Origin of the sequence: Faecousia intestinalis, from assembly GCF_040096185.1 — a bacterium.
Taxonomy (GTDB): domain Bacteria; phylum Bacillota; class Clostridia; order Oscillospirales; family Oscillospiraceae; genus JAZOXB01.
In genome coordinates, this window is record NZ_JBBMFF010000249.1 from 1 (window position 1) to 1753 (window position 1753).

A 1753-nucleotide genomic window follows, 5' to 3' on the forward strand; every position below is an offset into this window, starting at 1 on the left:
GGCCGACGGGGCAATCTCGGGAAGGCAGTTACGTTTTCGCCGGGGCTTTCCTGTTGCCTATCCCGTTACTGCGAGATTGCCACGTCGCTTCGCTCCTCGCAATGACAAATCTGAAAGCCGGTGCTTTCCGTTTTCCACTTTCTGCATATCGTCCCCCCTACAATCCCATACCTGAAAAACACCGCCCGATGGGATTCCCCATCGGGCGGTGCTGTTACGTATCTTATTTTGTATCTTACTTTGCAGAATAAAATGCCGTGCACAGGCGGACGAACGCATCCTGATCGGCGGCTGCCATCAGCTCGCGGGCGGAGTGCATCGCAAGGATCGGCACGCCGATATCGGCTGCGGGCATGGCCAGCAGCGACGAGGCCATGGAGCCGACCGTGCTGCCGCCGGGCAGATCGGCACGGTTCATGTAGGTCTGCAGCGGGATGTTTGCCGCATCACACAGGCCGGAGATCACGGCACAGGTGTCGGCGTCCGAGGAATAGCGCGGGCTGCGCTTCAGGGCCACGCCGCGGCCGAGCAGTGCGCCGCACGTCACGTCGGCCAGCTCCGGGTGGTTCGGGTGCACGGCGTGCGCGGCGTCGCACGAGAGCAGCATGCCGTTTACGCAGGCATCGAGATACTGCGCGCGGCCCAGGCCGAGGGCGCCGGCCAGCTTTTCGAGAATGACCGTCAGCGTGCTGCTGTCCGCGCCGCGGCGGGTGTTGCTGCCGATCTCCTCGTTGTCATAGAGCACGGCGAGGTTGATCGTGTCGCCGTCCGCGTCCAGCAGGCCGCGCAGGCAGGCGTGGACGGACGTCAGGTTGTCCAGCCGGGCCGAGGAGAGCAGGTCCTGCTCAAAGCCGACGAGCTGCGCAGGCTCGTGGCAGTAGGCGCACAGCTCAAAGGACAGAATGTCCTCCGCCGCCGCACCGAGGCGCTCGGCCAGCTTGCCCACGAGATAGCCCTTTTTCTCCCATGCGTCCTGCACCGTGCGGCACAGCGGCAGCATGTCGACGTTCGGCTTCGTGGGAACGCCCTTGTTCACCTCGCGGTTGAGGTGGATGGCGACGTTCGGGATGATGGCCAGCGGCTCGTCCCATGCGACAAGGCGGCGCGCCGGGCGCATGGGGTCGTCCGTCCGGACGAGGGCCACACCGGCAAGGCCGAGCGGGCGGTCGAGCCAGGTGTTCAGGATCGCGCCGCCGTAGGGCTCAACGCTCAGACGGCAGCAGCCGCCGGAAACGAGCTCCGGCTGCGGCTTGATGCGCATGCAGGGCCAGTCCGTATGCGAGGCGGCGATGCGGAACACATCGCGCGCGCCGACGGTGATGGCGGCGAGGAACGTGCCGCTGCTCACAAAGTAGCGGCCGCCGCGCTTCACGGCAAACGGCGCGCCCAGCTCCAGCGGGGTGAAGCCCTGCGCGGTGAGGGCCTGCTCCGCCATGGCGACGGTATGCCACGGCGAACGCCCGCCGTCCAGCCAGTGCATCAGCTCGGTGCAGAATTCAGACATGTCAGACATGGATAATCGCTCCTTTTTATAATAGTTGAGAATTAGAAATGAGAAGTTCGGAATTGGAATTGCAGGCTCCCGGAATTGTCATTGCGAGGGCGCTTCGCGCCCGTGGCAATCTCGGGAAGGCACTGCCGATTTGGAAAGGCTATCGTTAAAATGGTATGTACCGATTGCGTCTGTAGCGGCGCTCACTGCGCAGCCGTTGGCGGCTCTGCCGCCTTACGGATGCGGCGTGCCCCTTGCGGG

Annotated in this window: 1 protein-coding gene; it reads right to left on the reverse strand. The window is 64.4% G+C overall.

Going from position 1 to position 1753, the window contains the following annotated elements; all coding sequences use genetic code 11:
* Positions 1-235 precede the first annotated feature (235 nt).
* Entirely contained in the window at positions 236-1513 is a 1278-nt protein-coding gene (locus WMO66_RS11750) for a M18 family aminopeptidase (RefSeq protein ID WP_349136612.1), read from the reverse strand.
* Between the last annotated feature and the right edge of the window lie 240 nt (positions 1514-1753).

Excerpts from the sequence above, each read along its gene's own strand:
- WMO66_RS11750 (WP_349136612.1), bottom strand. The coding sequence starts at position 1,513 with ATGTCTGACATGTCTGAATTCTGCACCGAGCTGATGCACTGGCTGGAC.